Genomic DNA, 24,524 nt, shown 5'->3' with positions numbered 1-24,524 from the left:
GCCGGCAGATTCTTTTTCCAGGCCGCTCCCCGCGCTCCCGACCCTTGCGACAGGCATTCTCGGGTTCCTCGTTCTGTCATGTTCCAGCCTCGCTCCCAGAGGCTACGGCGCCTGGCGGAAGATGCCGGTCCAGGCAGTGGAAACCTGGCTGTCATCTTGGGCGAAAGGGCCTTAAAAAAGCGCTGTGGACACCCGAGGATCTTTTGCAGGAACAGCCGGTTTCTCCCGAGCATTTTTCCTTTAACTGTCACCGGAAGCTGCGAACTTCTCTCCCCATGGCCTCACCCATCAAGCCCTCTGGATCAAGGCTTCTGGCCCGAGCGCCATGGCGTCATGCAAGAGCTATTCACCCAACGTACGAACACGACGAAAGGAGATTCTTCATGTTTAAGCGCAATGTTCTCGCGGCATCCCTGACCCTGGCCGCCCTGTGCTCGGCACAGGCTGCAATGGCTGACATCAACGGCGGTGGCGCTACCCTGCCACAACCGCTGTACCAGACCGCTGGCGTTCTGACTGCCGGTTTCGCTCCCTACATCGGCGTAGGCAGCGGCAACGGCAAGGCTGCCTTCCTGAACAACGACTACACCAAGTTCGTGGCCGGCACCACCGGCAAGAACGTGCACTGGGCCGGTAGCGATTCCAAACTCAGCGCCACTGAACTGGGCAACTACTTCACTGCCCACCAGGCTGCCTGGGGCAAGCTGATCCAGGTGCCTTCGGTGGCCACTTCGGTTGCCATCCCGTTCAACAAGGCCGGTACTGCGGCCGTTGACCTGAGCGTCAACGACCTGTGCGGCGTGTTCTCGGGCCGGGTCAACAACTGGAGCCAGATCGCCGGTGCTGGCCGTACTGGTCCTATCACCGTGGTCTACCGCAACGAAAGCAGCGGTACCACCGAGCTGTTCACCCGCTTCCTGAACGCCAAGTGCGCTGAAACCGGCACCTTCGCCGTGACCACCAACTTCGCTTCCAGCTACTCGGGTGGCTTGCCAGCCGGCGCCGTGGCCGCTGTGACCAGCCAGGGCGTGATGGACGCGCTGAACGCTGGCGACGGTCGCGTTACCTACATGAGCCCTGACTACGCCGCGCCTACCCTGGCTGGCCTGGACGATGCCACCAAGGTGGCCAAGGTCGCCGGTGTTTCGCCAGCTCCTGCCAACGTATCGGCTGCCATCGGCGCTGTTCCGGTACCTGCGGTGGCTGACCGTGGCGATCAGAACCTGTGGGTTCCGGTCTTCACTTCCCAGGCCAACATCGACGCCAACCCTGGTGACAAGAGCCTGCGCCTGTACCCAACCAGCGGCTACCCGATCCTGGGCTTCACCAACCTGATCTTCAGCCAGTGCTACGCCGACGCGACCCAGACTTCGCAAGTACGGGCTTTCTTCAGCCGTCACTACGGCGCTCTGGCGAACAACGACACTGCAATCAACAACAACCGCTTCGTGCCACTGCCAGCTGCCTGGAAAACTGCCGTACGTGACTCGTTCGTCACTGCTTCCAGCGGTCTGAGCATCGGTAACGCCAGCGTTTGCAACGCCATCGGCCGTCCGCTGTAACTGACGCGTTCGATACCCGCAACATCTGGATCAGCAACGGTTTCGACCGTTGCTGATCTTTTCATTCAGGGTCGCCTGGCCTGTTCATCGCCAGGCTCGCCACGCAGTTTTGGCGCTAACCGCTGTGACGGCAGCGCGGACTCGCTCCGAGCTTGCTCGCGGCCACCGGGATGGTCGACCAAGGGCGTCTTGGTCGCCGACGGGCGAGCGTTACACCCAAAACATGAATTTTCCATGACAAGCGTTCGGTCGTGTCCCTTGGCAACGGCCTATCCCTAGAGCAGTGACGCGCGCCCTGGGTCGTACAGCGTCGCGCACCCCTGGGCGTCATAACAAAGGATGAGTAGTAATGGTTCGCTGCAAACCACCGGTTAACACCCCTGGCCTGGATTCCCAGGTGTCGATCCTGCGGCTCAAGCCCCTGGCCCAGGCCATCGCCCTGTTGTTGATGGCCGGCAGTGCCAATGCTGCCCCGGCCTTCAGTTCCGGCTGGTTCGCCGACAAGGGCGCTTCCCAGGCGGCCACTGCCGCGCGTACCGGCAGCCAGATGCCGGGCATGCCGCCACCGCTGTCCCAGCAGGTGCGGGTCAACCAGCAATTGCAGCGTTCGCTGGGCAATCTCAACTCCACGGTGGCGGCCATCGCCGCGCAACAAGCGGCCCAGGCAGCGGCTCGCCAGGCTGCGTTCGGCAGTGTCAGCGCTATTCCCGACGGCCTGGGCCAGGGTGGGTTGAAGGTCGACAACAGCCTGACCCAGGGCTGGATCAACGCCAAGGGCCCGGTGCAGAGCCAAGCCGGTGGCAAGACCACGGTGACCATCGAGCAGACCGCCGACAAGGCCATCCTCAACTGGGAAACCTTCAACGTCGGGCGCAACACCACGGTGGATTTCCAGCAACAGTCCAACTGGGCGCTGATGAACCGGGTCAATGACCCCAATGGCCGACCCAGCGAGATCCAGGGCCAGGTCAAGGGCGCCGGCACGGTGATGATCATCAACCGCAACGGCGTGGTGTTCAGCGGCACCAGCCAGGTCAATGTGCGCAACCTGGTGGCCGCCGCAGCCACCATCACCGACGAGCAATTCAGCAAGCGTGGCTTGTATGTCGACGCCAACGGCAGCCAGCCGACCTTCACCGACGCCGCCGGCAAGGTCCTGGTCCAGGCTGGCGCCTTGATCCAGACCCATGCCCCGGCTACCTCCACCGATGCCGGTGGCTACGCCTTGCTGTTGGGCAGCGAGGTGCAGAACGCCGGGACCATCGTCACCGCCAAGGGCCAGACCGCCCTGGCCGCCGGCGACAGTTTCTACATCCGCCGCGGGGTCGGGACCGAGGGCAACCAGCGTTCCACCACCCGCGGCAATGAAGTGGCCACCTCGCTCAAGCCGGGTAGCAGTGCCGGCAAGGTCAGCAACAGCGGCTTGATCATGGCCGCCACCGGCGACATCACCCTGACCGGCCACCAGGTGCAGCAGAACGGCGTGGCCCTGGCCAGCACCTCGGTGGATACCCGGGGCACCATCCATTTGCTCAACTCCGCCAGCGACGGCACCGGTAGCGTGACCCTGGGGCAGGGCAGCACCACCGCGATTCTCCTGGATAGCAGCGGCAGCAGCGCCCTGGACAGCCAGCGCAACAGCGGCCTGGGCAATCTGGACGGCACCCCGACCAACCTGATCACCGGCCAGTTCAACAATCTCAGCAGCGTCGCCGATCGCACCGACCAATCCCGGGTGGAGATCGTCAGCGGCGGCACCGTGGACTTCCAGAAGGGCTCGATCACCCTGGCCACCGGTGGCCAGGTGGCGGTCAGCGCCGGGCAGCGCAGCCTGGTGCGCGATGGCGCGGTGATCGACGTCGCCGGCGCCGTCGGGGTCAAGGTGGCGATGGAATCCAACAACATCAAGATCAACGTCCAGGGCAACGAGCAACGCGATTCGGCGGGTAACCGTGACTCCGGCAAACTGATCAACAACGATGTGTGGGTCGACCTGCGCGAGCTGATCTTCGTCCCGGCGGGCACCAACGGTTACGCCAGCGACCGCTGGTATACCGCGGGCGGTCTGCTGGAGGTGGGTGGCTACCTGGGTACCCAGCGGCACAGCATCGGTGAATGGATGGCCCAGGGTGGAACCCTGACTTTCACTGGCAAGGATGTGGTGACCCAGTCCGGCGCCCAGTTGAACCTGTCCGGCGGCACCGTGGACGTACAGGGCGGCTATATCCAGCAGACCTGGCTCAAGGGGGTGGACGGGCGCTTGTATGAGTTGTCCCGGGCCCCGGGAGACTTGCTCTATGCCGGGATCTACAAAGGCTATGTGGACAGCAGCCCGCGCTGGGGGCGCACCGATTACTACTACAACCCGCTGATTGCCCAGCAACAGCGCTATGAGGCGGGTTACACGGTGGGCCGTGATGCCGGCAAGCTGGTGATCGGCACCGGCAACGCGGTGCTCGAAGGGCAACTGGTCAGCGATGTGTTCAAGGGCGACCGGCAGATCCAGGCGCCCAAGCCCAACCTCGATGGCTACCAGCAATCGCACAAGGCGGCAGCCCAGCGCGCGCAGCTGATCATCGGCAGCTACACGCCGATCTACAACAAGGCCAGCGGTGTCCTGCGCTATGCCTTGAGCCCCAGCGTGGACCAGGTGCTGATCGACGCCAAACAGCAGAAGATCGCCGACGGCCTGGACCTGGACAGCGCCTTGCCAGCCGACCGCCAGGGCCGCTTGGTACTCGACAGCGACCAGCTCAATGGCCTGCAACTGGGGGCGATCAAGGTCGGCGCCCGGCAGCAGATCCAGGTCGATGGCGCGCTGACCGTGGCCGACGGTGGCGACATCACCCTGTTCGGCCCCCTGGTCAAGATCAACGCCAACCTCAGTGCCCACGGCGGCAGCATCAACGCCGGCAACGTGCTGAGCCAGGTGGATGTGAACCGTAATTTCGTGGTTGGTGACGTGATCCTCGCGCCCACCGGTGGCGCCCAGGCCCGGGTCGATGTCGCCGGTGGAGTCAAGCTGGATGTGTCGGGGCGTTGGAACAACCTGGCCCTCGACCCGCTGAATAACGGCGGCGTACCGTTCAGCAACGGCGGCAAGGTGTCGCTGCGCAGCAGCGGCGATCTCAACCTGGCCAAGGGCAGCCTGGTGGATGCCAGCTCCGGCGCTACCATCGCTATCGACGGCAAGCCCAGCGGTGGCAAGGGCGGCGACGTGACCCTGGCGGCCGACGGCAAGCTGGACGTATCAGGGGAGCTGCGCGGCTATGGTGTCAATGGCGGCGGCACCCTGGCGCTGCAGGCACACAAGGTATTGATCGGTGCTGGCAGCAGCGTGCCCGAGGCGGGCACGCTGCAACTGGCGCAAGACTTCTTCAACAAAGGCTTCTCGGCCTACGACATCACCGGCAATGAAGGGCTGAAGGTGGCCGAGGGTGCCAAGGTCGATGTCACTGTCCCGGTCTATCGTTTTGGCGACCAGGCGAGCAATGCGGCCACCGGTAGCGCCCCGGCCAGCGTGCTGGAGCCCTGGCTGCCGGAGTTGTACCAGCAGGATGCGACCAAGAGCGTACTGACCCAGCGCCGTGGCGCCGGGCTGACCCTGACCGCCGGCAACCAGTACTCCACCGGCGCGCAACTGGCGACCACCGAGCTCAGTGTTGGCCAGGGCGCGGTGATCAATGTCGATCCGGGACAAGCCATCAACTTGCGCAGCGTCGGCCAGTTGACCATGAACGGCATCCTCAACGCCTGGGGCGGCAGCGTCAGTCTCGGTGGCCTCACCGTGGCCAGTTCCGAGGCGGCCAACGCTGCCGGCCATGGACGCTCGATCTGGGTCGGTGAGCAAGCGCTGATCGATGTCGCGGCCCGGGCAGCGAGCGCCGTGGACAATCGTGGGCGCAGCTATGGCCAGGTGCGCAATGGCGGCAACATCAGCATCGGCGGCGAGATCGACCTGGCCACCGGCATCGCCAAGGCCAGTGACCTGTTCGTGGTGGTGCGTGATGGTGCGCGGCTGGATGCATCCGGCACCCAGGCCGCCCTGGACATTCCCGGGCAAGGGCGGGTGCAGGTCGCCAGCAATGGCGGCAGCATCAGCTTCGCCTCCAACAATGGCCTGTACCTGGACGGCAATTTCGTCGCCCGGGCCGGTGGTGCCGGTGCGGCGGGGGGGAGTTTGTCCGTGGCCCTGGAAAGCCCGTACTACACCAAGAACGCGGTGACCGACCGGGTGCTCAAGGCTCGCGAACTGGTAGTCAGCCAGACTCACCAGGCCAACGTCCTGCCAGGATCGCCAGAATCTGCGGCCAGCGCTCTGGAGTATGGCCGTGGCCGCCTCGGTGCGGATCAGGTGGCGGCCGGCGGCTTCGATAACCTGGCCTTGCTGAGCAACGGCCTGTTGGGCTTCGATGGCAATGTGTCGCTGAACATGGGGCAGAGCCTGCGCCTGTACAGTGGCGCCCTGGGCCTGACGGAAGCCGCCGCGGCCAACAGCCAGGTCAATCTGTCGGCGCCTTATCTGTTGCTGGCGGGCATCCTCGCGCCGCCGGAGGCCAAGGACCAGTATGTGCGTGCGGTGGTCTCCATCGGCAGGCCGTCGGAACGCGTCACCCAGGCGCTGTTCAGCGCCGCTGGCAGCCTGATCGATGTGCGCGGCAATGTGATGTTCGGCAGCAAGGGCGACCTGCGCCAGGCCAACGGCAGCCTGGTGAACATCGAACGGCGAGGCTTCGATCACGTCCAGCTCGATAGCCAGGGCGACCTGCGCTTCCTCGCCGGCGCTGGCGCCGATGTGATCGCCAAGGGCATCAGCACCCAGCTTCTGACCCAGGGCGACATGACCCTGCGCGCCGCCCAGTTGTATCCGGGTACCGAGGTCGGGGCACGGGTGGTCGCCGGTTACAAGTACGATTTCGCAGGCCTCGCATTCGATCCGACCCGGACCCTCACTATCGCGCGTAATGGCAACGCTGACCTGGCCGTGCCGTACTCGGCCTTCGGCCGCCTGCAACTGGGCGCCGCCAATATCAAGCAGGGCGGCGTGGTGCGCGCCCCCCTGGGTTTGATCGAGATCGGCAACCTGGGCAGCAGCAAGGTCGAACTGTTGCCGGGCAGCCTGACCTCGGTCAGCGGCAAGGGCCTGGTGCTGCCCTATGGCGGCACCGTCGATGGCCAGGTCTACAAGTACAACGGCAAGACCGTGAACTTCGTAGGCCAGGGCGGGTTGGTCAATGAAAACAGCGAGCTTAGCGTCGGCGTGATCCTGGGTGGCAAGTCGGTGAAGGTACAGCAAGGGGCCACCCTGGACCTGTCCGGCGGCGGCGAGTTGCTGGGCGCAGGTTTCATCTCCGGGCGCGGCGGCTCCACCGATGCTCGCTACAGCCCACTGGTGCAGATCGGTGCCAACGGCGACCTGGTCCTGCCGGGCCTGGCCAGCAACCCGATCTACGCCATCGTTCCCGGTGCTCAACCCGGCTACGCGCCGGTGGCACCGGAGGGCGGCGCGGTAGACCCGCTGATCGGCCAGCAGGTGACCATCGGCGCCGGAGTGCCCGGGCTGGCGGCGGGTACCTATACCCTGATGCCGTCCACCTATGCCCTGATGCCGGGGGCCTTCCGCGTGGAGATCAACGGCCTGGCGGGACTTGGCAGCGAGGGCTCGGCCCAGCAGATGCGCAATGGTTCCTGGAGCACCGCCGGGCGCTTGTCCATCGCCAACACCGGGATCGGCAACAGCGTCGCCAGCCAGTTGATCCTGACCTCGGCCGATACCCTGCGCCATTATTCGCAGTACAACGAGACCAGCTACGCACAATTCGCCATGGCCGACGCGGCCAAGCTTGGCGTGCCGCGGCCCTTGTTGCCGGTGGATGCCAAGACCCTGAAGTTGGCGCTGGAAGCCGGCGCCGGAACCGACGCGTTCTCTTTCCAGGGCACTGGCCGCTTCGAGGCTGCAACGGGGGGCTTTGGCGGTACTGTTTCGGTATTGAACAGGAGCAACGGCAGCGGTATCGAAGTGGTCAAGGCCGGGCAGTCGGCCACTGACGGTTTTACCGGGATCACTCTGGATGCCGACAGTCTCAATGCCTTGGGTGCCGCACGCCTCATGCTCGGCGGCCTGACCCTGGTCAAGTATGGCCAGAGCGGTAACCTCATCACCCTGGCCGAGGGCACCAACACCAGCAATGGCTCGATCATCCTGCGCCAGGGCGCGGCCCTGGCGGCGCCGGAAGTATTCCTGGTGGCCAACACCGGCCAGATCCTGGTGGAGCAGGGCGCCTCGATCAACACCATCGGTCGTGGCAAGGCCAGTTATGACGCGCGAGACGGTTTCACCTATCAGGTGGGCAACATGCTGGCGGTCTCCAATGGCCTGCTCAATGTGGTGAGTGCGCCTGCAGCCCTGCAGCCCAGCAACGGTATCAAGGTGGGAAGTTGCGGCAGTGGCCTTTGCACCGGGCAGACCTCTTTGTACTCCGAGGGCAGCATCGTTGCCTTGACCGACAAGACCTTCGAGCTGGGGGACCAGGTGCGCTATGGCACCCGGCACCTGAACCTGGGCTTGAGCAGCATCAATGTGGGCAGCCCCGAGGCCCTGGCTGCGGCAGCCGCGGGTAATCGCCTGCCCGCCGGCATGACCCTGACCCAGCAAGTGCTGGATCGCCTGCTGCGTGGCGATAGCCAATTCGGTGCCCCAGCCCTGGAGACCCTGCAACTCTCGGCCCGGGACAGCTTCAACTTCTATGGCAGTGCGGGCCTGGATACCTACGATCCGGTCACCGGCAAATCGTTGCTGAGCAACCTCATGCTCTCGACTCCGGCCATCTACGGTTCCGGTGGCGCCAATGACGTGGCCAGCATCCACACCGCCAACCTGATCTGGCAGGGGGCTGTGAATCCGGCTGGGGCGGTGGTGGCCGGCGGCGCCGGGACGGGCAGTGGGCGCCTGGATATCAACGCCGAGCGCATCGAGTTCGGCTACGGTGCCTTCGCCCAGCCGAGCACCACCAAGACCTTCGATCGCCTGGCCCTGGGGTTCGCCAACGTCAATCTCAACGCCAGCCAGCGCATCACCGCCAACCACAAGGGCAGTCTCGCGGTGTACCAGAGCCAGGGTGGCTACGACCCACTCAAGGGTTTTGCCTATAGCGGCGGCAACTTGAATATCCGTACGCCGTTGATGACTGGCGAAGCCGGTTCGGTGAACCGCATCACGGCCGGTGGCGCCATCGATATCGGCGCCACGGCTGGCTCTCGTGGCCAGGCCAATGGCCAGGGGGCCGAGTTGTCCTTGAGCGGTGACAGCATCCGCCTGGCCAGCGCGGTGGTCCTGCCCAGCGGCAAAGTGACCCTGGATGCCCGTGGCGATGTGCAGTTGACCGATGCTGCGCTGATCGATGTGGCCGGGCGTGCCATCGCCTTCAACGATCTGACCAAGTACGGAGCCGGCGGCGAGGTGCTGCTGCAGAGCCGTACTGGCAATGTATTGCAGGCGGCGGGTTCGAGCATCGACCTGTCGGCGCAGAACAACCAGGCCGGCAAGTTGCGCGCCGTGGCCCAGGACAGTGGCGCGGGGCTGGTGGACCTGGCAGGCAAGATCCTTGGCACCAGCAGTGGTTCTTACGATGCCGGCGGCACCCGGGTGCCGTACCTGGGCGGCGCGGTGGAAATCCAGGCCCAGCGCCTGGGTGGCAGCGGTACCCTTGACGAGCAGTTCGCCGCTCTCAACCAGCGCCTGAACCAGGGCCAGGTATATGGCGCGCGCAGCTTCCAGCTCAAGCAGGGCGACCTGACCATCGGCAATGGCCTGAAGGCCAACAGCATCAACGTCTCCCTGGACAACGGCAGCCTGCGGGTCAACGGCCTGGTGGATGCCAGTGGCGAGCGGGTCGGCAGTATCAACCTGGCGGCCGGCAATGGCCTGCTCCTGGACTCCGGCGCGGTGCTCGATGCCCATGGCAGCAAGCTGCGGGTGGACAGCTACGGCAAGATCATCGATGCGCCCAACCGTGCCACCGTCGTCTTGGGTTCCGGCAAGGGCCAGTTGACCCTGGCCGATGGCGCGCGCATCGACCTGCGCCATGGGACGGATGTAGCGGTCGGTAGCGCTGCGGGACAGAACGACGGCCGCAGCCGTGGCACCCTGGAGCTCAATGCCCCACGGATATTCAAGCCCGATGGCAGCAGTGACGATATCGCCATCGATGCCCGGGGTCGCCTGGATATCCAGGGGGCGCGCTCGATCGCGGTCAACGGCATGGTCAGCTATGACGATGCGCCGCAGAAGAACGATGCCGCCAGCGGCCGTCCTTATCAGGAAATTACCCAGGACTACCTGGACCAGAAGCATCAGTTGAGCAGCGCCTTCATCAACGCCGCCCTGCAGAACAGCGACCTGATGCAGAACAAACTGGCCGGGTTGAACAACGCAGGGTATGCCGACGCCTTCCACTTGCGCCCCGGGGTCCAGATCGTCAGCAAGATCCCTGACGGCGACCTGGTGGTGCAGGGCGACCTGGACCTGTCCGGCTACCGCTATGCCAGCGTCAACCCCCACAGCCAGAAGACTTCGGTATATGGCTCGGGCGAGGTCGGCGCCCTGGTGTTGCGCGCTGGTGGCGAGCTGAGTATCTACGGCAGCATCAACGATGGCTTCGCCCCGCCACCGCAGACCGTGGACGACAAGGGCTGGGTGCTGTTGCCGGGCGTGGACTTCAGCGGTGGCAACATCATCGTGCCGGGCACCGGGGTGACCCTGGCCGATGGCACCAGCTTCCCCACCGGCGCGATCCTTAACTACGACCTGCCGATCAAGGGCCTGACCCTGGCGGCGGGTACCCGCTTGCCGGTGACCGCGATCCTCGACCAGAACCTGGTCCTGCCGGCCGGCACCATCCTCGCGGCGGCCATACGTGATGCCGCCGGCAACTTGCTGTTCGCCGCCGGAACCCTGTTCAGCGAAGCCCAGACCCTGGCCGTCGGTACCCAGCTGGAGGCCGGCAGCCTGCTTGGCCAGAATGCTCGGGTCAAGGCCATGACCTGGCCCAAGGGCGTGGGCCTGCCAACGGCCGTTGGCGGCCAGGTGTTGCTCGACGGCAGTCAGCCGTTGGCCAAGGGCGCGCTGATTCCGTCCGGCACCAACGTCAAGCTGCCTGACGGCGTCAGCTCCATCGCCTTGCGTACGGAGGCGGTGGGGCGCCAGGGCAAGCTCTGGGCCATTGCGCCGATGCTGGCCGAGGGTTCGCAGTCCTGGTCCCTGCGCCTGGTGGCCGGGGGGGATACCACGGCGGCCGACAGCCGTATCCTGCAAGCCAACCCGGGTAATGGCGACCTGCATCTGGCCGACAGCCACTACGGCATGTTCGCCAAGGAAATGCCGGCCAAGGGCGTGCAGACCTGGACCCAGCAGGCCGTGGACGATCTGGCTGGGGCCGGGATAGTGGTCAAGGCTGGCGAGCCGATCGATGAGCAGATGCTGATCGACCTAGGCCAGACCTCCATCGAACAATTCTGCCAGGACACTCCGGCTTATTGCGCGATCAAGGCCAGCTATGCCTGGACCCAGCAAGCGGTAGATGACCTGGCCGGGGCCGGGATAGTGATCAAGGCCGGTGACAGAATCGATGAAAAGATGCTGCAGGACCTGGGACAGTCTTCCGTCGAATCTTTCTGCCAGGACAACCCGGCGTATTGTGTTGCCATGGCGGACAAGGAGTATGCCCCCACGCCATCAAGCACCGGTTTCAGCGTGATTCGCACCGGTACTGGCGATCTGGAACTGCTCAGTGCCGGCAACCTGAGCATGGACTCGCTGTATGGGGTCTACACCGCGGGTACTTCCTCACTGGCCACTGCGCCAGGTTCTCCTTACAACCAGGCCAAGGCTCCAGGGCGGGGCACCACGGTGCTCAACGACGTGAACAGCTACTTCGAGAAGTTCGTCGATGGCGGTAGCGAAAGCCTGTACCGCGCCTGGTATCCCGATGGGGGTGGCAACCTGAGCCTGCGGGTCGGCGGCAACCTGACCGGCAACATCGTGGATACCGCCGCGCAGTCCCAGGCCCGGCCCAATCCCCAGGACAGCGGCCATGACTCGACCCAGGTCGGCAACTGGTTGTGGCGCCAGGGGGGAGGGCAATCCTTGCCGACGGCCTGGTGGATCAACTTCGGCAGCTACACCGCCACCGCCACTGCCGACCAGTTGGTGGGCTTTACCGGTTTCGGCACCCTGGGCGGTGGCAACCTCCATGTGCGGGTGAGCGGCGATGCCGGCGTGCTGAAGCCGCTGGCCGGCAGCGTGCTGGAACGATCGGCCAACCCACGCACCCAGGGGCTGGTGCTGGCGATAGGCAGCACCGGCAGGGTCACCGCCGATGGCGGACTGCAATTGACCGGTGGCGGAGACCTGCGCTTCGAGGTGGGTGGAGGCCTGAACCCAGGCAGCAGCCTCACCAAGCAAAGCCAGATTGACGGCGTACTGCTGAATCTGCGCGGCAATGCCCAGGTGCTCGGGGCTTCGGTGGGCAGCCTGGACCTGCACTATGGCAGCCGTCCGGAAGACCGCAGCGCGGGAGAAACCCGGGCCTTCGATCCTGTACGGGCCACCACCGCCCTGGCGGCAGGGGGGATCACCCTGGTGCCGGGCGATGCCACGTTCAATCTGTCGACCCGCGGTGACCTGGTACTGCAAGGGGTGATCGATCCGGGACGCACCTCGTTGATGAACGGTTATGCCCTGGAGGGTATCCAGGGTTCCGGGAAAACCTGGTTCTCCCTGTGGACCGACCGCACCGCTATCGACCTGTATTCCGCAGGCGGCAATGCCACGCCGATGATGACGGCGGTGGAAACCGACCTGGCCGTCGTTTATCCGTCGATCCTGCGGGTAACGGCCGCCAGCGGCAGCCTGTACTACGGCAGCGCGAAAGGGGTCGGTACGGTGAACAACAACCACTCGACCCTGGTGCTGGCGCCTTCGAACAACAGCCAGCTGCAGTTGTTGGCGGGGGATTCGATCTATGGCGGGAACCTGTCCATCAACCAGTCTTTCGCCGCGCCCACCACCCTGGCGACACCCTTCAACCCGGCCTATGCGGCATGGAATGGGAGCGGGGTGCTGATCCCCGGCATGGGCAACCTGTCCGCGGATGCGAACCTTGCCGGCGACAGCTATCCACTGTTCACTTTCGGTTCTCCTTCGGCCACGGGTGGCTGGCGACGCAATAGCGGCCCGGCGCGTTTTTATGCGCTCAAGGGCGACCTGCTGGCGGTCGGCAGTGGTCGTAGCCTGGTGTTCACCGATAGCGATCCGCGTTTTGGCCAGACTCGTTATGAGGGCGGCGGCGCGGTATGGATGATGGCCGGGCGCGATATCGTCAGCAGTGGAACCTCCCAGGACGGTGCTCGAGTAGATGGTAATAAGCTTGGCTATTACACCTTCACTGGCAACCTGTTCATTCACGACGACCCCAGCGATATCTCCATCGTCAGTGCCGGGCGCGACGTCCTCTACAGCAACTTCAACGTCGCCGGCCCCGGCACCCTGGAGCTCACCGCGGGGCGCAACATCCTGATGGAGGACAAGGTCAGCGTCACTAGCCTCGGCGCCGTGGCGCCGGGGGACAGCCGCCCGGGGGCGAGCATCGTGATGCAGGCCGGGGTCGGCGCCAGCGGGCCGGATTATCGGCGTTTCGTCGAGGCTTACCTCGACCCGGCCAACCTGGCCGGTAGCGGCGAATCCCTGGCGGGCAAGCGGGTGGCCAAGACCTACGAGGGCGAGTTGCTGGCCTGGCTGGCCGAACGCTTCGGTTTCGTCGGCAGCGCCGCCGAGGCTCGGGCCTACTACGCGGCCTTGCCGGCGGAACAGCAGCGGGTGTTCGCCCGGGATGTGTATTTTGCCGAGCTCAAGGCCGCTGGCCGCGAGTACAACGAGGAGGGCGGGGTACGCCAGGGCAGCTACGCCCGGGGCCGGGCGGCGATCGCCGCGTTGTTCCCGCAGACCGACGTGGCCGGCAACCCGATCACCTACAAGGGCGATATCACCCTGTTCGGTGGCTCCGGGGTGCATACCAACTTCGGCGGCAAGATCCAGATGCTGACTCCGGGCGGGAGCCAGACCTTCGGTATCGAAGGTAATGCACCGCCGGCCTCGGCGGGGATCATCACCCAGGGCGCGGGGGACATCCAGCTGTACTCCCAGGGCAGTATCCTGCTGGGCCAGAGCCGGATCATGACCACCTTCGGCGGGGCCATCATGGGCTGGTCGGCCCAGGGCGACATCAACGCCGGCCGGGGCTCCAAGACCACCGTGGTCTACACCCCGCCCAAGCGGGTCTACGACAATTGGGGCAACGTCAGCCTGGCGCCATCGGTGCCCAGCACCGGTGCGGGGATCGCCACCCTGGCACCGATTCCCGAAGTGCCGTCGGGCGATATCGACCTGATCGCACCTTTGGGTACGGTCGATGCCGGCGAAGCGGGGATCCGGGTTTCGGGCAGCGTCAACGTCGCGGCCTTGCAGGTGGTCAACGCCGCGAACATCCAGACCCAGGGCAAATCCTCCGGGATCCCGGTGACCGCGACGATCAACACGGGTGCCATGACTTCGGCCAGCGCCGCGGGCTCGGCGGCTTCCCAAGCCGCACAAGATGCGGTCCGCAACCAGCAGGCGACGGCCAGGCAGGGCCGGGCATCCATCGTCACCGTGGAGGTGCTGGGCTTTGGTTCCGAGCAGGTGCAGCGTCCGCGCGAGGAAGCCAGCCAGGCCCCGGCCTACAACCCCGACAGCCCGGTGCAGGTACTGGGCGCCGGCCCGCTCAATGAGCAGGCGCGGGCTCGCCTCACCGAAGAGGAGCGCAAGCAACTGACGCTATAAGGTTCTCTCGTGGTAGCAACGCTTTGGGGGCGATCATCGATCGCCCCTTTTTTGTCCGGATCAGTTCGGCAGCGGGGTGGGCTGGCCCAGCAGCCAGTCGAGGATATCGTCCCACAGGGGCTGGGCATCGTCGCGGAAGTAACCCATATGGCCATAGGGGCGGGCACCGGCTGGCGGCTTGAGATCGAGCCGGGTCATGGGGGCGTTGCAGTAGCCCTTGGCGAAGGCATCCAGCGAGCGCGGCGGGGCCCAGGGATCGTCCACCGAGGTGGCGAACAGGCAGGGCGTGCGTACGCTGGCGTAGAGCTCGGCCAGGTGTGCCATCTGCGGGTCGTCGAAGTAGTAGTGCGGGTATTCGCACCAGCGCTTGAGGTCGCGGTAGACCCCCAGCGGCAGGTCCTCGCCCATGCCCAGTAGGCTCCAGGCCATGTAGCCCTTGTATGCCACCAGCGGTGGCAGGACGAGCTTCCATAGCAGGCGCATTTTCAGCGCCTCGCGCCAGTGCATCCAGCCGCTCCAGCCGGCGCCGCTACCCAGGCTGTAGCAGGCGCTGACGGCCTGGTGGTTGGGTAGCAGGCCGAAGGCGTGGCCGCCGAAGGAGTGCCCGACCCAGTACAAGGGCAGCGCGTCGTGGCGTAGCAGTTCCACGGCCGCTGCCAGGTCCTGGTAGGCCCAGTCCAGGAAGGACATGGCAAACCCCTTGAGGCTCCCGGCGCGGGATTGGCCGATGCCCCGGTAGTCCAGGGTCAGCACGTTGAAACCGCGGCGCGCGGCATGTTCGGCGAAGCGCCGGTAGAAGCGCTGCTGGACACCGGCGGCGCTGGCCAGGAGCAGGTTGCCCCTGGCAGTGCCGATGGCCGGGTAGCGCAGGGCGCCCAGACGATAGCCATCGGCGGCCACCAGGGTCAACGGCTCGCTGCTGGCGGACGGCTGATCGGTACGGACTGCAATGTTCAATACAGGCATCCTTGAGGCAGAGGTTCGGGAGCGGGCTGGGTGGTTCAACGGCCGAGGAACACCGGCTGGCGTTTTTGTAGCATGGCCATCACGCCCTCGCGAGCATCCTCGCTGCGCACCTGCTGCATGAGCTGAGGGTTGAGCTGGGCCAGGGCCGCCTCTTCTCCCTGCTCCAGGGCGAGGAAGGCCGACTGCAAGGTCGCCCTGACTGCCAACGGCGCCGCCTTGGCGATGCGCTCGGCGTAGTCGATGGCCCGGGCCAGCAGGTGTTCAGGGGCCACTACCTCGACCAGCAGGCCCATGTCCAGGGCCGTGGCCGCGTCGAACTCCTCGCCGGTGAGCATGTAGCGCATGGCCCGGGTCCAGCCGGCCACCCGGGGAAAGCGCAGTGTGGCGCCGCCGGCCGGGGAAATGCCGCGCAGCACTTCCAGCTGGGCGAAGCGTGCATTGCTGGCGGCGATGGCGATATCGGCATTGAGCAGCAGCTCGATGCCGGCGGTCCAGCAGGCGCCCTGTACCGCCATCACCACCGGTTTGCTGCGCCGTGGCCCGATCACGCCCCAGGGATCGATGCCGTCTTCGGGGTAGGCGATGCCGCCACTGGCCAGCTTCGGCGTCAGCTCCATCAGGTCCAGCCCGGCGGTGAAGTGCTCGCCGTGGGCGAACAGCACCGCGCAGCGCAGTTGTTCATCGCGCTCGTATTCGCCCAGGGCCCGGGACAGGTCCTCGAGCATGGCGCTGTCGAAAGCGTTGCGCTTGGTGGCCCGGTCCAGGCCGATCAACAGCACCTGGCCTCGTTGCTCCCGGGTGACCCGACCTGCTGTGCTAGTGGCTTGGTTCATCTTGGCGTTCTCCTGAAATGCGTTGTTGGTTGAATGAGCGAGCGCCTGGTGAGTTATTGACCAAGCGTTCGGTTATTGAAACTAAACAAACATTCGGTAACCGTCAAATTGAGGCAGGGCCGCTTATACCTTAGAATCACTGGCCGTGATCCCGCCCAGGAGTGAGCCATGCGCCCCCCGAAGATTTCCCGCGACGAACTGCTCCAGCGCTGCGCCAGCACCTTCAAGCGCCTGGGGTATCACGGCACGACCATGGATACCCTGGCCGCCGCTTGTGGCCTGACCAAGGCCTCGTTCTATCACCATTACCCGAACAAGGAATCGCTGTTGCGCGATGTGCTGGAGCAGACCCACCAGGTCATCGCCGGGAGCTTGTTCGCCGTGGCTTTCGATGAGCAACTCACCCCGGGCCAGCGCCTGGAAAAGATCGGGCGCAAGTCCATGAAGCTGTTCCAGGACGGGGCCATCGGTTGCCTGATGGGGGTGATCGCGGTGGATGCGACCTATGGCAAGAGCGAGCTGATGCAGCCGATACGGGCCTTTCTCGATGATTGGGCCAAGGCCCTGGCCCAGCTGTTCGTTGCCCGGTACGAACCGGAGCAGGCCCTGGCCATGGGAAGGCAGTTGGTGGCGGACTACGAAGGGGCGATCTTGCTCGCGCGGATCTATGGCGAGCCGGCCTATATCGAGCAGGTGACCCGGCGGGCCCTGGCGAGCCTCGGCGAGGGCCTGTAGCCGCGGCGGCTGAGCACGGGCGCACAGCCGCCACAGGCCGGGGGGTCAGGGAACCGTGGCGATCATGCAGCCCATGTAGCCGGCCTCGTGGTAGATGACCCAGGTCTTGTTGGCCGTGGCAAAGTCCCGCAGACCGTGCTTGGCCACGTCGCTGTAGCCCAGGGCCACTGCCCAGCGGGCTTCCACCGGTTCGGTGTACTTGGTCAGTTTGGTGATGTCCTTGCGAGTTTCGGCCAGCAGCCGGTTACCGGCATTGGTGGCGCTCTCGACCTTCAGCTCGATGGCGTAGTCTTCGACGCCCTGGCGCGCCAGGACATCCAGGCGCAGGTCCTGGTTGGGCTTCGGATAGGGCACTTCCCGGGCAGCGCTCAGGTGGGCCGCGCGCAACAGCATCAGGAATTCCACCTGGAACCACACTTCCCAGGCGGCTCCGGTACTGATGGCCGCTTCGATGCGGGCGTGGTCGTTGAGGATCAACTGGCTCAATTGGGTGTTTTTCATGGGGCATCGCTCTTTGCAGGGGAGATGCACAGAGGAACGGGACGCAGCAGGGGTTGTGAAGGCTTGGCGGCGTGACGGGGGCCGGTTGGCAAATCCCGCGGGCGGTACCCGACAAGCGATTTCCAGAAAACGAGGAGTGTATGAGCATGCCTGTATCGATCGACCCTTGGCGAACCGACTTGATCCAGGTGCTGGACGAGGCGTCGTGGCTCATGGCCCAGGCCTACCAGCAGTTGGGTGGCCGGGTGCCGCCGGAACATGCATTGGCCCAGGCGGGGCTGGAACACGGACGGGAGATCGTCCTTGACTACCTGGAACATAACGAGGCCGGCCTGGCTTTCGAGCATCTGCGGTACATGATCGAGGAGCCGCCCCTGGTCTTGTCCGAGGCGGCCCGGTGCGCGTTGCTGCGTATTGCTCGGTACCTGGGCCAGGCACCTGCCTGAGCGCTGCCCTTCAGTCCGCGGGCCTGGCTTGCGCCTGCCCGAGGTTGGCGGCGCCCAGGCAGTAGAACAGCCCGCCGCCGACGACGAACAAGCCCAGCATCCAGAAGATCGCCTGGGGTGGCTGGCTGGCCAGGACCAGGCCGCAGAGCATCGGTCCCAGGGCGCCGCCGAGGTTGGACAGGTTCTGTGCGCCGTAGTACAGCCCGCGCAGGTGCTCGGGGGCGATGCAGTCGATGAACATGTACTCGGCAGGGAAGACGATGATCTCGCCCAAGGTGAACACGGCCATGGCCAGCACCCACAGCGCCAGGCTGCTGGCCATGGCGAAGCCGCCGATGCCCAGCAGGAACAGACCCAGGCCCGTGGCCAGCCACAGGTTCAGGTGCTGGCGTAGGATGCGCCGGCCAATGGCGTACTGCAGGCAGATCACCAACAGTGCGTTGGTGGCCACCAGGGTGCTGATGGTGGTGTAGGCAACCTCAGCCGAGGTGGTGATCACCAGGTACTGCGACAGGTAGGCCGAGAACTGGCCGAAGACCACGGCGCTGAGCAGGCCGCCCAGGGTGAAGCAGACCAGGCGGTAGTCCGCCAGCAATTGCTTGCCCAGGGCCAGGAACGCCAGGGGTGGCTGGGCGGGTTCAGTGACGAGCGGGACTCGCTCGCCCCGGGCCAGGTACAGGCAGAAGAACCCGCCACCCAAGGCCGCGGACAGCACGAAGGGCAGGCTGATATCCAGCTTGGCCAGCCCGGCGCCGAGGAACGGGCCGATCGCGTAACCGATGTTGGTCAGGGTGTACTTGATGGAAAACCCCGTGCTGCGCTGGTTTTCCGGGAGCTGCCGGGCCAGGCCGGCCTTGATGGCGATATCGAACACCGCGTAGGCCAGGTTGATCGCCAGCAGGCACAGGTAGAACGACCAGAGGTTGCGGGCGGCGAAGCTACCGACGAAGCCCAGGGTGAACACCGCGCAGCAGTACAGGACCAATCGATGGTTGGCCATCCTGTCCACCAGGAAACCGCCATAGAGGCTCAACACCGATCCGATGATCAGGCTGCTGCCCAGCACCAGGCCGATTTCGGCGACATCCAGCTGGAAGCTGCCTGCCAGGTAGATCACCAGATAGGGCAGGGTCACCGCCCGGGCCAGGGTCAGCACCAGGGTACCGGCCAACATCAGGTTGAGGGCCGCCGGATAGTGTTTCAGGGTGCGCAGCATCTGTGCCTCTTGCAGTGATACCGATGGAGTGCTGATCAGCTTACTGTGGAATTTGGTTCTGTTTTATGATGCTTTTTATCGACTGAGGTGAATCAGATTCATTAATAGACAGGATGCCAAATGTTTTCCTCCGAACGCTTGAAGGGTATCGACGTGTTTGTCTGCGTGGCCGACTGTGGCAGCTTCAAGGCGGCCGGCGAACGCTTGAACCTCACGGCGTCGGCCATCAGCAAGGCCGTCGCTCGCTTGGAAGCGCGGCTGCAGGCGCGATTGTTCCGGCGTACCACCCGCAGCCTGGCCCTGACCGATGCCGGCCTGGCGTTCTATCGCACTTGCAGTGGCGTGCTGGCCGAACTGGAAGAGGCCGAGCTCGAGCTGCAGGTGCAACAGCATGAGCTGCGCGGCAAGCTGCGCATCGACCTGCCGGGGGCATTCGGCCGGGCCCAGGTCCTGGGGCCGATTCTCGAATTTGCCCGGGAGCATCCGCAGTTGCAGCCCCATGTGACCTTCTCCGAACATCTGGCCAATCCCATCGAGGCCGGGGTCGATATCGCCGTGCGCCTGGGTGGCCCCGACCTGTGGCCGGCGGAGCTTGGGCATCGGTACCTGGGAACCGAGCAATACCTGTTCTGTGCCGCCCCGGGTTACCTGGCGCAACGTGGCGAACCAGCGGTGATCGCCGACCTGGAGCGGCACCAGTGCATCGCCTATGGCTGGGCGGACGGGCGCGTGCACCCCTGGAGCTTCGCCACCAGCGAGCCGGGGCAGATCGAGCGCCGGTTGATTGCCGCCAGTTGCGTAGTGGGTGCGGGGGAGGGCTTGCTGATGGCGGCGCTGGGCGGTTATGGCATCGCCCACTTGCCGTCGTGGCTGGTCAAGCGCCAACTGGAAGATGGCAGCCTGGTGGAAGTCCTGCCGCATCTGGCGACCCGCGGGCAGACGATCAACCTGCTATGGATGAAAAGCCGGCAGGGGTTGCCCAAGGTCAACGCGATGCTGGAGTTCCTGGCGCAAAGCCTGGTGGAGTGAACTGGGAAGGAAAATGGCAGGGGCGGCTGGATTCGAACCAACGCATGGCAGGATCAAAACCTGCTGCCTTACCGCTTGGCGACGCCCCTGTAGCTGTTGCGACGTTACTTGCCTGAAGTGCCGGTCCGGGGAGGACCGCTGCAAGAACGGGCGCAAATTTAACAACTCGCTGGCAGTTTGGGAAGCCCCCAGCGCAAAAAAAATCGGTTTGAAAACAGCTGCTTAGTCCTGCACGGGAGTTCTTTCCCCGATTGACACTCAATCGACGAGGTAGGCGTCCTGGGTATCCTGCAGCGGCCGGGCGTGCTCCAGGGCGCGGCGAATGGCAATGAGCTCCGCGCCCGCGAGCACTCGCCGGCCAAATTCATAAGTATTCCCGCCGGGGCCAAGATGCACCGATAACAACCCGCTGACCTGGTCACCGATGATCTCCAGGATCATCTCCATCATGCCTTCGTTGCCATTGGCGGCGCTCAGGCAGGTCAATCCGCCGACGTCGGCGCGCCCGCACCCATGGGCTTCATCCCAGCTCAGGCACGCGCCCTGCGGCCTGCCGATGCCAGGCAGGCTCCAGGCCTGCTGGTCCAGCGGCTGGGCCTTGAGTGCCGCCAGCAGTGGGGTATAGGCCAGGACCTGCAAGGCAAAGCGCTGCCGGCCCCGATGCAGGTCATGCATCGGCTGGGCGGGTGACTGCTGCGCCCCGCTGACCCTGGCCCGCAGCAAGTGGCTGTGGGCCAGTTCCGAAGGTTGTTCGCTCCAGCCGTTGATATCGCTCACGGGTGGGTGCCAGATCAACTGCAGGGTCTCACCGACCATCAACCGATCCTGCGGCTCGAAGAACGCCGAGATGCCCTGGCCTACTTGCGGCAGCAGCTCGCGCAGGCTCAAGGCCGGGGCGCCATAGTCGATGCCCAGGTCCGGGGACCAGAACAGCGGGGAGCAGGTTCTCAGCGAGGCGGGCATGGGGCGATTCGATCCTGGGGACGGGTAGGGGATTGTTCGGTAGCACAGGCGACTTGTCACCTGCCTCGCTCCTGGCGCGGGCGTGGCTGACTCAATCGGCTACACCAACTGGCTCGATGCGACCGTGACAGGTGGCAGCGGCGCACTAGTATAGGGAGCCTTACGCAAGATCTATAAGAACAGCAGAAGGACATACGCATGCGACGCTGGAATGGCTGGGGGGATGCATCCACGGTGGTCGAATTGCCGGCCGAAGGCGCGGGCTTTCTTGCCGAGCGCCTGGGGCCGGGATTCAGGTTGCCGGAAGCTTCCCTGGAACAGGCCCTGGCCCGGGTACCTGCATCGCGGTTGCCGACCCACCCGCTGTACAGCATCGAGCCCCAGGAGCGGCTGTTGCACGCCCGGGGCCAAAGCCTGGCGGACTGGCTGGCGTTGCGTGAAGGCGAGCTGGGGGTCTATCCGGATGCGGTGGCGTTTCCGGAAAGCGCCGGGCAGATCCGCCAGTTGCTGGCATTGGCCGAAGAACATGACTGGTGCCTGATCCCCTATGGGGGCGGCACCTCGGTGGCCGGCCACATCAACCCCGTTTGGTCCGAACGGCCGGTGCTGACGGTGTCCCTGGCGCGCATGAGCCGCCTGCTGGACCTGGACGAAGACAGCCTGCTGGCCACCTTCGGCCCCGGCGCCAGCGGCCCCCAGGTGGAGAGCCAGTTGCGCGCCCGGGGCTACACCCTCGGGCACTTCCCGCAGTCCTGGGAGTTGTCGACCCTCGGCGGTTGGGTGGCCAGCCGTTCCAGCGGCCAGCAATCGCTGCGCTACGGGCGCATCGAACAATTGTTCGCCGGCGGCACCCTGGAGACCTTCGCCGGACCGATGCCGATCGCCACGTTCCCGGCTTCCGCCGCCGGGCCCGACCTGCGTGAAGTGGTATTGGGCAGCGAAGGGCGCTTCGGGATCATTTCCGAGGTCAAGGTACGGGTCAGCCGCTTGCCGGACGACGAGCGTTTCTACGGGGTGTTCCTGCCGGACTGGCCCCAGGCCCTGCAGGCTGTGCGGGCCTTGGCCCAGGCCCGGGTGCCGTTGTCGATGCTGCGCCTGTCCAACGCCGTGGAGACCGAGACCCAACTGGCCCTGGCCGGCCACCCGACGCAGATCGCCTGGCTGGAAAAGTACCTGGCGCTGCGGGGCGCGGGTCAGGGCAAATGCCTGTTGACCTTCGGCGTGACCGGCAATCGCCGGCAGAACGCCTTGTCCCTGCGCCAGGCGCGCCAGCATTTGAAGGCCTTTGGCGGGGTGTTCACCGGCACCCTGCTGGGCAAGAAGTGGGCGCAGAACCGCTTTCGTTTTCCCTACCTGCGCGAAAGCCTGTGGAATGCCGGCTATCTGGTGGACACCCTGGAAACCGCTACCGACTGGAGCAATGTCGATACGCTTTTGCAACGCATCGAGAACAGCCTGCGCGACGGCCTGGCCGCCGAGGGCGAGCAGGTGCATGTGTTCACCCACCTGTCCCATGTCTATGGCGAAGGCTCGAGCATCTACACCACCTACGTGTTCCGTCCTGACCGCCAGTACCCGGCGACCCTGGCCCGCTGGCAGGCGCTCAAGCATGCGGCCAGCCGGACCATCGTCGAGCACCGGGGCACCATCAGCCACCAGCATGGGGTGGGCAAGGATCATGCACCCTACCTGCCACGGGAAAAGGGCGCACTGGCCATCGAGACCCTGCAGGCCCTGAGCCGCCATTTCGACCCGGCCGGACGCTTGAACCCCGGCACCCTGCTGGAGCAGTAAGGCCATGGGCCAGGACTGGAACGGCCAATGGCGGCAACAGGCGCTGCCGAGCCTCGCGGCGCAGCGCTGGGACCTGATCGTGATCGGCGGCGGCATCAGCGGCGCCGGGATCCTGCGTGAGGCGGCCCGGCGTGGTTGGCGCTGCCTGTTGCTGGAGCAGCGGGATTTCGCCTGGGGCACCTCCAGCCGGTCTTCGAAGATGGTCCATGGCGGCTTGCGCTACATCGCCAAGGGCCAGTGGCGCCTGACCCGGGACTCGGTGCGCGAGCGCCAGCGCTTGTTGCAAGAGGCTCCCGGGCTGGTGGACTCCATGAGCTTCCTGATGCCCCATTACCGGGGCCAGTTTCCCGGGCCGCGGGTGTTCGGCAGCCTGCTGAGCCTGTATGACGCCCTGGCCGGACGGCGCAACCACAGGTTCCACGATGCCGGGCAGTTGCAGTTCCTGGCGCCTGGGGTCAAGGAGCCGGGCCTCTTGGGCGGCACCTGTTTTCTCGACGCCCTGACCGACGATGCGCGGCTGGTGATGCGGGTATTGGCCGAGGCCCGGGCCGATGGCGCCCAGGCGTTCAATGGCCTGCGCGTGACCCGCTTGTTGCGTGATAACGGGCGGGTCTGCGGGGTCGAGATCGATGACAGCGAAGGCGGCGCGCCCTGCCAGTTGCGCAGCGAGAGCCTGGCGGTGGCCACCGGGGCCTGGGCCGAGCGTTTGCGTCCGGCGGATGCCGGGCGTCAACTGCGACCGTTGCGTGGCAGCCACCTGTTGCTGCCGGGTTGGCGACTGCCGGTGGCCCATGCCTTCAGTTTCATGCATGCCGAGGATCGCCGGCCAGTGTTCGTCTTCCCCTGGGAAGGCGCCACCGTGGTCGGTACCACCGACCTGGACCATCGCGAAGATCTGGACCTGAGCGCCAGCATCAGCCAGCAGGAGCTGCATTACTTGCTGGCGGCCTGCGCCCAGCAGTTTCCCGAGGCGCGGATCGTCGCCGGCGACGTGCTTTCGACCTGGGCCGGGGTGCGCCCGGTGGTGGCCGCTGGCGGTGCGGACTCCGAGGACAAGCCCTCCAACGAAACCCGCGAGCATGTGCTGTGGCAGGAGCCGGGATGCGTGACCCTGGCCGGCGGCAAGCTCACCACCTTCCGGCCCCAGGCCATCGAGGTGCTGGCCGCTTGTGGGGCGATGATCGGACGCAGTGTCAGCGACGACGGCGCCCCGGTGTTCGCTCCGGTCCCGACCGTGGAGATTCCCGGCCTCAGCGGCGCCCAGCAGCGGCGCCTGGCCGGGCGCCATGGTCGCGACCTGCCGCGGCTGGCACAACTGGTGGAGCAGGTGGGCCACGAGTGCGTCGGCGCCAGCGACACCCTGTGGGCCGAGCTGGCCTTTGCCGCCGAGGCGGAAATGGTCCTGCACCTGGACGACCTGCTGCTGCGCCGCACGCGCCTGGGCCTGCTGCTGGCCAAAGGCGGCGCCAGCTACCTGCCAGCCATCCGCAACCTGTGCCAGGAGCGCCTGGGCTGGAGCGACGCCCATTGGCAAGCCGAAGAACAGCGTTACCTCGCCCTGTGGCAACGCCACCACAGCTTGCCCAGCACTGATGCCTAACC

12 protein-coding genes and 1 tRNA gene are annotated in these 24,524 nt (G+C 65.6%); 7 read left to right on the top strand and 6 right to left on the bottom strand.

Going from position 1 to position 24,524, the window contains the following annotated elements; genetic code table 11:
* Positions 1-383 precede the first annotated feature (383 nt).
* Positions 384-1,562: a substrate-binding domain-containing protein gene (locus AC3WK8_RS19155; protein WP_085598290.1), complete on the top strand. Its 1,179-nt coding sequence runs from the start codon at positions 384-386 to the stop codon at positions 1,560-1,562.
* A 349-nt stretch (positions 1,563-1,911) separates the two neighbouring features.
* Positions 1,912-14,439, top strand: coding sequence for a filamentous hemagglutinin family protein (locus AC3WK8_RS19150; protein WP_103325540.1), 12,528 nt, complete (start codon positions 1,912-1,914; stop codon positions 14,437-14,439).
* A 60-nt stretch (positions 14,440-14,499) separates the two neighbouring features.
* On the opposite strand, the gene AC3WK8_RS19145 is transcribed toward AC3WK8_RS19150, so the two are convergent.
* Together AC3WK8_RS19145 and AC3WK8_RS19140 are read right to left on the bottom strand one after the other, a co-directional pair.
* On the bottom strand, positions 14,500-15,396 hold the full coding sequence (locus AC3WK8_RS19145) for an alpha/beta hydrolase family protein (RefSeq protein ID WP_256592306.1): 897 nt from the start codon (positions 15,394-15,396) through the stop codon (positions 14,500-14,502).
* A gap of 44 nt (positions 15,397-15,440) precedes the next feature.
* The gene (locus AC3WK8_RS19140) at positions 15,441-16,238 is read right to left on the bottom strand and encodes a crotonase/enoyl-CoA hydratase family protein (protein ID WP_103325538.1); all 798 of its coding nucleotides are present in this window, start codon (positions 16,236-16,238) and stop codon (positions 15,441-15,443) included.
* Between the two features lie 168 nt (positions 16,239-16,406).
* On the opposite strand from AC3WK8_RS19140, the gene AC3WK8_RS19135 reads away from it, so the two are divergent.
* Entirely contained in the window at positions 16,407-16,973 is a 567-nt protein-coding gene (locus AC3WK8_RS19135; RefSeq protein WP_085598287.1) for a TetR/AcrR family transcriptional regulator, read from the top strand.
* A gap of 45 nt (positions 16,974-17,018) precedes the next feature.
* Here AC3WK8_RS19135 and AC3WK8_RS19130 read toward each other — a convergent pair whose 3' ends face one another.
* On the bottom strand, positions 17,019-17,474 hold the full coding sequence (locus tag AC3WK8_RS19130; RefSeq protein ID WP_022644122.1) for a hypothetical protein: 456 nt from the start codon (positions 17,472-17,474) through the stop codon (positions 17,019-17,021).
* 146 nt (positions 17,475-17,620) lie between these two features.
* Here AC3WK8_RS19130 and AC3WK8_RS19125 point away from each other — a divergent pair, with 146 nt between their 5' ends.
* Positions 17,621-17,920, top strand: a complete 300-nt coding sequence (locus tag AC3WK8_RS19125) for a MafI family immunity protein (RefSeq protein WP_085598407.1) — start codon at positions 17,621-17,623, stop codon at positions 17,918-17,920.
* Positions 17,921-17,930: 10 nt separating this feature from the next.
* On the opposite strand, the gene AC3WK8_RS19120 is transcribed toward AC3WK8_RS19125, so the two are convergent.
* Positions 17,931-19,136: an MFS transporter gene (locus AC3WK8_RS19120; RefSeq protein WP_085598286.1), complete on the bottom strand. Its 1,206-nt coding sequence runs from the start codon at positions 19,134-19,136 to the stop codon at positions 17,931-17,933.
* Between the two features lie 120 nt (positions 19,137-19,256).
* On the opposite strand from AC3WK8_RS19120, the gene AC3WK8_RS19115 reads away from it, so the two are divergent.
* Positions 19,257-20,165: a LysR family transcriptional regulator gene (locus AC3WK8_RS19115; protein WP_103325537.1), complete on the top strand. Its 909-nt coding sequence runs from the start codon at positions 19,257-19,259 to the stop codon at positions 20,163-20,165.
* A gap of 14 nt (positions 20,166-20,179) precedes the next feature.
* Here AC3WK8_RS19115 and AC3WK8_RS19110 read toward each other — a convergent pair.
* Positions 20,180-20,254, bottom strand: a tRNA-Gln gene (locus tag AC3WK8_RS19110).
* A gap of 169 nt (positions 20,255-20,423) precedes the next feature.
* Positions 20,424-21,128 (bottom strand): hypothetical protein, encoded by a 705-nt coding sequence (locus AC3WK8_RS19105; protein WP_103325536.1) that lies wholly within the window; start codon positions 21,126-21,128, stop codon positions 20,424-20,426.
* A gap of 198 nt (positions 21,129-21,326) precedes the next feature.
* Here AC3WK8_RS19105 and AC3WK8_RS19100 point away from each other — a divergent pair, with 198 nt between their 5' ends.
* Together AC3WK8_RS19100 and AC3WK8_RS19095 are read left to right on the top strand one after the other, a co-directional pair.
* On the top strand, positions 21,327-22,922 hold the full coding sequence (locus tag AC3WK8_RS19100) for an FAD-binding oxidoreductase (protein WP_103325535.1): 1,596 nt from the start codon (positions 21,327-21,329) through the stop codon (positions 22,920-22,922).
* 4 nt (positions 22,923-22,926) lie between these two features.
* Positions 22,927-24,522, top strand: coding sequence for a glycerol-3-phosphate dehydrogenase/oxidase (locus AC3WK8_RS19095; protein ID WP_103325534.1), 1,596 nt, complete (start codon positions 22,927-22,929; stop codon positions 24,520-24,522).
* Positions 24,523-24,524 lie beyond the last annotated feature (2 nt).

Source organism: Pseudomonas sp. FW507-12TSA, from assembly GCF_058781435.1.
The sequence above is the reverse complement of the archived record's forward strand: the minus strand, read 5'-3'. Positions and strand labels throughout refer to the sequence as shown.

Excerpts from the sequence above, each read along its gene's own strand:
- AC3WK8_RS19115 (WP_103325537.1), top strand. The coding sequence starts at position 19,257 with ATGTTTTCCTCCGAACGCTTGAAGGGTATCGACGTGTTTGTCTGCGTG.
- AC3WK8_RS19105 (WP_103325536.1), bottom strand. The coding sequence starts at position 21,128 with ATGCCCGCCTCGCTGAGAACCTGCTCCCCGCTGTTCTGGTCCCCGGAC.
- AC3WK8_RS19125 (WP_085598407.1), top strand. The coding sequence starts at position 17,621 with ATGCCTGTATCGATCGACCCTTGGCGAACCGACTTGATCCAGGTGCTG.
- AC3WK8_RS19100 (WP_103325535.1), top strand. The coding sequence starts at position 21,327 with ATGCGACGCTGGAATGGCTGGGGGGATGCATCCACGGTGGTCGAATTG.
- AC3WK8_RS19130 (WP_022644122.1), bottom strand. The coding sequence starts at position 17,474 with ATGAAAAACACCCAATTGAGCCAGTTGATCCTCAACGACCACGCCCGC.
- AC3WK8_RS19140 (WP_103325538.1), bottom strand. The coding sequence starts at position 16,238 with ATGAACCAAGCCACTAGCACAGCAGGTCGGGTCACCCGGGAGCAACGA.
- AC3WK8_RS19150 (WP_103325540.1), top strand. The coding sequence starts at position 1,912 with ATGGTTCGCTGCAAACCACCGGTTAACACCCCTGGCCTGGATTCCCAG.
- AC3WK8_RS19120 (WP_085598286.1), bottom strand. The coding sequence starts at position 19,136 with ATGCTGCGCACCCTGAAACACTATCCGGCGGCCCTCAACCTGATGTTG.
- AC3WK8_RS19155 (WP_085598290.1), top strand. The coding sequence starts at position 384 with ATGTTTAAGCGCAATGTTCTCGCGGCATCCCTGACCCTGGCCGCCCTG.
- AC3WK8_RS19095 (WP_103325534.1), top strand. The coding sequence starts at position 22,927 with ATGGGCCAGGACTGGAACGGCCAATGGCGGCAACAGGCGCTGCCGAGC.
- AC3WK8_RS19135 (WP_085598287.1), top strand. The coding sequence starts at position 16,407 with ATGCGCCCCCCGAAGATTTCCCGCGACGAACTGCTCCAGCGCTGCGCC.